The 7,492-nt window shown below is 39.2% G+C and carries 9 protein-coding genes and 4 pseudogenes; 6 read left to right on the forward strand and 7 right to left on the reverse strand.

The window, feature by feature from the left end; genetic code table 11:
• From ABUA47_RS21500 to btgA, 5 genes and pseudogenes are all read right to left on the reverse strand, one after another.
• Positions 1-448: pseudogene (locus ABUA47_RS21500) on the reverse strand (hypothetical protein); the annotation flags it as partial.
• 31 nt (positions 449-479) lie between these two features.
• Positions 480-1,028 (reverse strand): DUF6998 domain-containing protein, encoded by a 549-nt coding sequence (locus ABUA47_RS21505; protein ID WP_349832028.1) that lies wholly within the window; start codon positions 1,026-1,028, stop codon positions 480-482.
• 177 nt (positions 1,029-1,205) lie between these two features.
• A pseudogene (locus ABUA47_RS25000) lies at positions 1,206-1,418 on the reverse strand (DUF6998 domain-containing protein); the annotation flags it as partial.
• A gap of 251 nt (positions 1,419-1,669) precedes the next feature.
• Positions 1,670-2,548: a mobilization protein BtgB gene (btgB, locus tag ABUA47_RS21510; RefSeq protein ID WP_234243890.1), complete on the reverse strand. Its 879-nt coding sequence runs from the start codon at positions 2,546-2,548 to the stop codon at positions 1,670-1,672.
• Complete coding sequence (gene btgA, locus ABUA47_RS21515) at positions 2,545-3,150, reverse strand: mobilization protein BtgA (RefSeq protein WP_195639026.1); 606 nt, start codon at positions 3,148-3,150, stop codon at positions 2,545-2,547. Before btgA ends, btgB begins: the two co-directional genes overlap by 4 nt.
• A gap of 391 nt (positions 3,151-3,541) precedes the next feature.
• On the opposite strand from btgA, the gene ABUA47_RS21520 reads away from it, so the two are divergent.
• Complete coding sequence (locus tag ABUA47_RS21520; RefSeq protein ID WP_008669299.1) at positions 3,542-3,889, forward strand: type II toxin-antitoxin system RelE/ParE family toxin; 348 nt, start codon at positions 3,542-3,544, stop codon at positions 3,887-3,889.
• A gap of 5 nt (positions 3,890-3,894) precedes the next feature.
• Positions 3,895-4,209 (forward strand): helix-turn-helix domain-containing protein, encoded by a 315-nt coding sequence (locus ABUA47_RS21525; RefSeq protein ID WP_007851388.1) that lies wholly within the window; start codon positions 3,895-3,897, stop codon positions 4,207-4,209.
• A gap of 324 nt (positions 4,210-4,533) precedes the next feature.
• Here ABUA47_RS21525 and ABUA47_RS21530 read toward each other — a convergent pair.
• Positions 4,534-4,593, reverse strand: a pseudogene (locus ABUA47_RS21530) (four-helix bundle copper-binding protein); the annotation flags it as partial.
• Between the two features lie 91 nt (positions 4,594-4,684).
• Here ABUA47_RS21530 and ABUA47_RS21535 point away from each other — a divergent pair.
• The 4 genes from ABUA47_RS21535 to dcm all read left to right on the forward strand — a co-directional run bounded on the left by ABUA47_RS21535 (position 4,685) and on the right by dcm (position 6,909).
• Entirely contained in the window at positions 4,685-5,662 is a 978-nt protein-coding gene (locus ABUA47_RS21535; protein ID WP_008669318.1) for a replication initiation protein, read from the forward strand.
• Between the two features lie 12 nt (positions 5,663-5,674).
• On the forward strand, positions 5,675-5,866 hold the full coding sequence (locus ABUA47_RS21540; RefSeq protein ID WP_008782581.1) for a hypothetical protein: 192 nt from the start codon (positions 5,675-5,677) through the stop codon (positions 5,864-5,866).
• Between the two features lie 102 nt (positions 5,867-5,968).
• Complete coding sequence (locus ABUA47_RS21545) at positions 5,969-6,490, forward strand: BfmA/BtgA family mobilization protein (RefSeq protein ID WP_008782582.1); 522 nt, start codon at positions 5,969-5,971, stop codon at positions 6,488-6,490.
• Positions 6,490-6,909 carry a DNA (cytosine-5-)-methyltransferase gene (gene dcm, locus ABUA47_RS21550; protein WP_234248064.1) on the forward strand — a complete coding sequence of 140 codons (420 nt, stop codon included), beginning with the start codon at positions 6,490-6,492 and terminating at the stop codon, positions 6,907-6,909. Before ABUA47_RS21545 ends, dcm begins: the two co-directional genes overlap by 1 nt.
• A gap of 120 nt (positions 6,910-7,029) precedes the next feature.
• On the opposite strand, the pseudogene ABUA47_RS21555 reads toward dcm, so the two are convergent.
• A pseudogene (locus tag ABUA47_RS21555) lies at positions 7,030-7,492 on the reverse strand (hypothetical protein); the annotation flags it as partial.

Consider the following 7,492-nt stretch of genomic DNA (forward strand, 5'->3'; position numbering starts at 1 on the left):
CTTCTAATTCAGGTTTTATACATCCAATGTGGTTATTGCGTAAATAAAATAATTTTATTATATCAAGGGATGTGTATTGCTTCTCATCCTTATTTAGTTCCAAGAAACGTTCAATGTAACGTTCAAAGAAATGGGAAGAAAAAATCAGTAACACATTTGTCCCTTTAAGCGGATAAGCTGCCCATGTAGTTCCTCCATACCTAAAAGTAATGTAGGCATGAGGAATTACAACGTTAGCATCCTTTTTAGATTGTGCATAAAAGCAGAAGAACCATTTATTATTTTTCTTTGTAATAATCTCTGTATTCCATATCCATGGATAATATGTTTGCTTCAATCTCATTTTATTGAATTTGGGATTAAATTTAGTCCAGCGTGCATGGACTTCCTTGTAATCAGACTGAATTTCCTTTGCCAATTCGGTCAATGTCATTGTTGGTAAAATCATATTAACAAATATTTAGAATTGAGATTAATAATCACACAACCAAACATATTATAGCGAAGATAATGATTATAATTAGAATAATACGCATTTTATTGCTGTTTCCCTTAATATCAGAATTTGTGACTTCCACTTGAGAGTTATTTTGTTTATCCATGCAATTAAATGATACAAACTTCTCGCCAGTGTTTAACCAACTAATTTGGCTTGGTACTAAATTCTTTACTCCTTTTGTTGTATTAACAATCTTAAGATTGGCTGATTTAGGATTAATTATATTTTTCATTGGCATTATCCACATTCCAGAACATTCAAAGGCATGATTTAAAGTTACCACAATTAAATAATCTGCATTTTTGCCTATTAGATTGTTTATTCTTCTTGTTTCAGAAGTCCGTCTTTCACTATCATATACTCGCCTTGTTTTGATTTCAAAAGTTAATCCTCCTTGACCTATTGCATCCAGTCCCTTCTCATTCTTATTGCTAGATAATTTTAGGTTCAAGCGTTTACAAGCATAATATTCTCCAATATCCCCTACTACTTTACGGCTTCTAATAATCCCTTCTTTTTGTAAATTCAAGTAACTTTGAGCAAAATTTCTGATAGCGACTTGTTCTTTTTGAAGTAATTTTAATCGAGCTATATTCTGAGAAAATGAATGCACAGAAGAAGCGCCAATAATGTATTCTTCCGTATTAATTTTATTAGAAGGGATTTTTAATATGGATATAGGATTGTAATATATATCAAAATATACAACTACGAGATAGTCAAAATCTTGATATTTTAGATTAGAAATATGATGAGTAAGATTATTGTTAGATATAACTTTAGATTTAATTTGATATTTATAGCCTTTAGGACATACTCCATCGTATGCTTTTGTGGATTTACCAGCTAAACTTAGTTTAAAATACTTGGAGGCAATAAATTCTCCTATTTCTCCAGTAAAGCTATCTGTACGAATTATTCAATCTATGAAAAGTTTATCACTGCAATTGGCAAATTCTTTTAATAAAGTTTCTCTAACTGCTGTTTGCTTTTCCATGAATAAAATTTTATTGTTTTATTAATGGCTATAAAGATAGAAATAAATAAAGTATTAGCAAATTTTGGATTCCGCTAATTGTTGTGCGATGGTCGCCCAGTTGGCTATGGGCATGGTCCATTTCTTACGTATGTTGCGGTAAGCGAGATAAACGGTGCCGGAAAATAGAAAAATCACATGCCCATTCCGAAACCTCTGCTCCTTTTTGGCTTCTTCAGGAGTTCCAGATCTTCCTCCTGCTGCTTCTTTTTGGGAATAGGCTGCTCGATGTCCGGCGTTTTTTCCACCTGCTGAATTTTCGACTTCTCCGGTTCCTGCCGGGATTGAAGCTCCGCTTTGAGATTGTCCCATTTCTCCTTTCTGATGCGTTCCGCACGTTCCACCTGCCGGGCTATTTCCGCCGGGCTTCCGTTCTTGACGGCATTAAGATAGTCGAAGCTTTCCTCCGGCTCCCGGTCAAACCCCATGCGCCGATCAAAAGAGCTTTCACACTTCCGGAAAAAATCCGTCCGGTCAAAACCTCCCTTCACGTTGCCGCAGTTCTTCTTTCCGGTGTGGTTCGTTTTAGGGCTTAACTTTTTGGTGTTGCTCCGGTCTTTCCGACTGACGATGATATGTGCGTGCATATCGCTGTCACTGTCACCGTCCCGATTGAAATGGATCTTTGCGTAATATTCCACATCATCGCTTCTCAAGCCTTTTCCGAAGCCCTCCGCATAGTTTCTCATCACGTCCTGCCGGATGTACCACTGCAAGGCTTCCGCACGCTCCTGCGGAGTCCTGCCCATGCAGCGCAGCTCTTTCTCTGAAGGGCTGACGGTAATAACATAGAACTTTGCGTCAGTCTGGCTTAACTTAGCCTTGTTGTTGTCTATCTTGAATGTGACCTCCCTTGCGCTCACGTAGTCCCGGAACTGATTGAAGAACGGCTGCACTTCCTCCCCTTTCTTCATCCTCTCCAAATCCTCATGCTGGAGATAGTTCGTCACCGCAACACAACTGCCTGTATTGGCGTATGTGCCGTTACCGCCTCCCTGTATCTTCACGTTCATATCTTTTCCCTTTTGTTCTTCTCGTCCTTGTACAAGGCTTTTATATCATCGAAAAGCCCGGCTTTTCCTTTCGCATCGATGTAGCTTGCGATATAGGAGAAGATCTTCTCCTGCCTTTGCGTCACAGCGTCCAGCCTTGCATAAATGGCTTGTTGGTTCTTCAGAAGCATATCCCTCGACTGACCGACTGCCTTTTCCGCCCGGTCCAAAGCCTGCTCCCTTATCCCGGCAAGGCTTGCAAGATCATGCATGAATAGGTCATTGTCCTTTTGGTATTGGCTGAACTTTTTTTCCGTAAGTATCGAGTCCATGCTCATGGTCACTCTCATGCTTGTACTGCCCATGGCTTCACAAGCCGGACGCAAGAAATCCTGCTCCTGCTTTCTGATGAACGCTATCACCTGATCACAGCGTTTGATAAGTTTCTGCATTTCCTTTGCCGGGCTCTCATGCTCAACCGGGTTGATTCCGTACTTCTCGAAGTACTCCAGCGCACAGGAAAGGAAGTCTTTCTTTGATACATTATTGGACTTTGCCAGCCTGTCAAGCCGGGCAAACGTTTTTCGGTCAATGGTGACAGAAGTGGTGGTTTCCTTATCCATACAATTGCGGTTTTAATTGCTGATTATATTATTAAATCTCTGATTTACAAAGGTATGATTTTAACTACAATTTCAAACTAATTGCGGTTAAAAAACTTAAATAGCTGATATTCAGCCGTAACCCCGTAGGGCAAGAGGAAAAACAGGGTAAAACCCGGTTTCCTCTTGCTGTTCTTTCGACTGCCGAGCAATCGACGAACACCCTCCCCTGCGGTACGGCGAAAGCTCGTACAAGGGGGACGGGGAGAAGTCGGAGCGAGGCACTAAGAAAGAACCTATTCCACAAACAAAAAAACACATTAAAACGGCACAACAGGCTGCATAAAATAAATATATTTTGTTTCCATATAATGAAACAAAATATTATCTTTGCAACACTAAAAAACTTTATATGGAAGCAAAATCAAGATTCAAGGTCAAATTATCCAACGAAGCCCAAGAGTTTTTAGACGGATTGCCCAACAAGGTACGTGAGAAGATCATTAGCAATATTCGTAAATCCACCTTTGTACTTGATCCAGATTTATTCAAGAAATTGGATGATACGGATATTTGGGAATTCAGAACGTTCTATAACAAAACCAAGTACAGGCTTCTTGCTTTTTGGGATAAGGACGATAAGATAAACACTCTGGTAATCGCAACACATGGGTTTATCAAGAAAACCCAAAAGACACCTCCCAAAGAAATAGCCAAAGCCGAAGAGATTAGAAAAGATTATTTTAATTCAAAAAGATAAAGCGTATGGAAGCAAAGAAATTTTATACACTCGAAGAAATCGAGGATAAATACATCGGAGAAAAAGGTACTCCCAAACGTGATGCCTACGAAGAAGAACTTAACTCTTTTTTGATAGGTGAAGCCATTAAACAGGCTCGCCAATCAAAGAACTTAACCCAAGAGGAATTAGGTAATCTGATAGGAGTGCAACGAGCTCAAATCTCCCGAATTGAAAACGGTAAGAATTTAACCTTTTCCACCATTGCAAGAGTTTTTAAGGCTATGGGGATAAGTGCTAAACTTGAAATCGGAAGCATGGGTAAAGTTGCGTTATGGTAACTAACTATACAACAAAAAATTACATTAAATCCGGGATGCGTTTTCGCTCCCGGAAACTTCTCGTTTTATACATTTAAAGTCACATTTATACAAAATTTAACACGCCAGAAAATCTTCCTAATCCGTTGCACTTGGCTTTACCTGTTTCCACTCTCTCCCATTCTCCGGAAATTCGTCGTATCAAAAAACACGCTGAAAAGTGGAGCGAAGTGATCTCTATAAACCAAAAAAGAAACACTCCATTGCTTTACGGTAATTTTTAGTTTCTTTTTAGTTACTTTTATGGCATAGCATAACACATTGTGCTATAATATCTTACAAAGGTCATCTACGACAAATTTCCGAGCATCTACGACAAATTTCCGAGCATCTACGACAAATTTCCGAAAAAAACGGCTATCTACGACAAATATTCTACGCCAAATATTTGTTTTTGTCGTAGATAAATATTTCCTTTGCGAAAAGCATTAAAGTCATGGAGAAGAAAGACAAGAAACAGAGGGATATAGTCCTGTCGCAAGACAATGCGCTGACTACCGCACGCTACAAGTTCGACCTTATCGAAAAACGTGCCCTATACTCCATTATACGAAATATCCGGGCGCAATACATCGAGAACGAGAACGGCAGACGGGACTTATTCGATGATCTGATTATCACCATACACGAGGAAGAACTAAAAAAATGCGGTGACAATACCAAGATGCAAAACATCTACGATGCGCTAAAACGGCTTAGAAATCGCGATATAGAAATTAACAACGAAAAGATGTGGCTAAGTATCGGTTTTGTCAATTACGTCAAGCATATCAAAAATAAATCGTATTTTGAGGTGCAAGTTTCCAAAGAGGTACTACCCTATTACGTGGAACTCGCCCAAAACTTCACGAGTTACTCCATGACGGTAGCAATCGCACTCAAAAGCACATTCTCGCAAAGGTTTTACGAACTGTGCTGCCAATACCGAAACGCCGGGTTCTTCTTCTACACAGTCGAAAAGCTCCGGGAAATGTTCATGTTGGAAAAGAAATACAAACGGGGATGCGATTTCAAAAGGCGTGTACTTGACGATCCGCAAAAGGAACTCCGGGAGTTGTACAATGCCGGACAATGCGATTTATATTTCGAGTTCGAACCAAAGAGCTACAAAGGCAAGGAAGTGACCGAATACAAATTTTACGTTTACACAAGGCAAACCGAACAACAAAAGCTATTGGAATACGAAAGCGCCAAACAGGCGATCATCTACATAACAACCACTATTTCGAGGTTCTCCAAAAGTGACAAAGGATATGTTAAGCGTGTAGTGAACGCCGTACAGTTACACCCGGAAATAGCCGTACAGGTGGCGCAAAAGATACAAAAGAAGTTTGAGCAATATATAGACAAGCCAGCCAAACAGATAGGGGCTATCATCCGGGTTTGCTTAATGGAAGATTTTGGAATAGAATAAAAAAATACAAGTATGAAAACAGGTGATAAAGTTATCGTACCAGCCGAAATTAACGGCTATGGCAGGGATTTACGGGCAATGGTTACAGAGATAGAGAAGTTCGCCGGGGCAATATTCGTAACAGTGATATTCACTGAACCATGTCCGGAAGCCTGCGGAAGAAAAGGGGGCGTTTACCATGACTTCCAGCTAATAACAGAGTGATTTATTTTGCTATGACCGCAATAAATTGCAATAACATTTGCGATAAGCTGCAATAACAAAACTTATAACTACCTTTGCAACAGAATATAGCATTTTACAACAATGGAAAAAGGACAAGAAAGCAAGCAAAAGAGGAAAACACCGCTTACCACCATAGCGATAAGCCAAGAGTACGCCCAAAAATTAGATGAATATTTAAAGGGTACGGGTATAACCCGCAAAGAATTTGTTGAGTTGTCCGTTGATTATTTCCAAAGAACCGGGTTCGACCTCCGGGGTGAAGCATTTGACCTCTCCCCATTAGAAAAGGTTGCCGGGCGGCTGGAACAATCCGCAAAGATCATGGAACAACACAACGAGGAAACGGAAGCGGTGCGCCTGCTTCTCCAAACTGTCCGGGAACAGACCGCCAAGCAACTCCCTGCGCCGGAACTGATCGCCCATGCTGCCGAAGAAAAAGCAAAGGCAGAAGCCAAAAGCGAAGAACAAGAACGGGAGATTGCCCGGCTGCGCTCCGAAAACTCCGCTTTGCTAGAATACAAGGAAAAGGCACACCGGGAACTGTGCCGGGTACGTGACGAACAAAAAACAATAGGGAAAATAAAAGTAAACACCGAATTATAATGAAAGGAACTATTAAATTTATAGACCTCTTTGCTGGAATTGGTGGCATTCGATGTGGCTTAGAATTAGCCGCACACGAAGCTGGTTATAAAACAGAGTGTGTATTTACTTCTGAAATCAAGAAACATGCCATAAAGGTTTTAAAACAAAATCATCCTAACGAGTTAATAAACGGAGATATTACACAAGTTAATGAAAAAGAAATTCCAGATTTTGACATTTGTTGTGCAGGTTTTCCATGCCAATCTTTTTCCGCCGCCGGAAAAAGATTGGGCTTTACAGAAACACGTGGTACTTTGTTTTTTGATGTTGAAAGAATTTTAAAGAAAAAGAAACCTGCTGGTTTTATCCTCGAAAACGTTGAAGGACTTGTATCATTCATATTAACAAATCTTGCAACCAAAGATGAAAACCATTAACTGAGGCATATTGACCTACCATGTCTATGTAGTTAATCGCATACGACAAGTCCACTTCATAACCATAAAAATCTATTAAGTCTTGTATTAATTCTTCTGGGGTAATCATAATGTTACTTTTTATTCTAAAGAACGATTGTCCATAATCGCTTGAAGCATATTAGAACATTTTTCATATTCTTCTTTATGTTCAATTCTAAATTCGCTACATTCAATGGCTATATTTATCCACATTTCATTACCTCTTAGTTTAAGAAATTTTTCCCATTCTTTAGGCGAGAAGTAGGAATCTGGTAAATTATCAAATTCTTCCATAGATGAGAGAGAATATCCTTTGTGAGCTAAGAACATATCTTGGATAATCCAATTATGAAACATATCGTAATACTCTGTATATTGATTTACTTTTAGTTCATTGCGAGATAAGAAGGTTTTGATTAATGCAGCAGATTCAGAAATCCATTCACCTAAAATCATTCCATCTTCACAGAAACCTCTAGCTAAATCTTCTAATTCAGGTTTTATACATCCAATGTGGTTATTGCGTAAATAAAATAATTTTATTATATCAAGGGATGTGTAT

The organism is Bacteroides sp. RTP31139st1_H2_RTP31139_211217 (genome assembly GCF_040227615.1).
GTDB lineage: Bacteria > Bacteroidota > Bacteroidia > Bacteroidales > Bacteroidaceae > Bacteroides > Bacteroides uniformis.

Excerpts from the sequence above, each read along its gene's own strand:
- btgB (WP_234243890.1), bottom strand. The coding sequence starts at position 2,548 with ATGAACGTGAAGATACAGGGAGGCGGTAACGGCACATACGCCAATACA.
- btgA (WP_195639026.1), bottom strand. The coding sequence starts at position 3,150 with ATGGATAAGGAAACCACCACTTCTGTCACCATTGACCGAAAAACGTTT.
- ABUA47_RS21520 (WP_008669299.1), top strand. The coding sequence starts at position 3,542 with ATGGAAGCAAAATCAAGATTCAAGGTCAAATTATCCAACGAAGCCCAA.
- ABUA47_RS21525 (WP_007851388.1), top strand. The coding sequence starts at position 3,895 with ATGGAAGCAAAGAAATTTTATACACTCGAAGAAATCGAGGATAAATAC.
- ABUA47_RS21535 (WP_008669318.1), top strand. The coding sequence starts at position 4,685 with ATGGAGAAGAAAGACAAGAAACAGAGGGATATAGTCCTGTCGCAAGAC.
- ABUA47_RS21540 (WP_008782581.1), top strand. The coding sequence starts at position 5,675 with ATGAAAACAGGTGATAAAGTTATCGTACCAGCCGAAATTAACGGCTAT.
- ABUA47_RS21545 (WP_008782582.1), top strand. The coding sequence starts at position 5,969 with ATGGAAAAAGGACAAGAAAGCAAGCAAAAGAGGAAAACACCGCTTACC.
- dcm (WP_234248064.1), top strand. The coding sequence starts at position 6,490 with ATGAAAGGAACTATTAAATTTATAGACCTCTTTGCTGGAATTGGTGGC.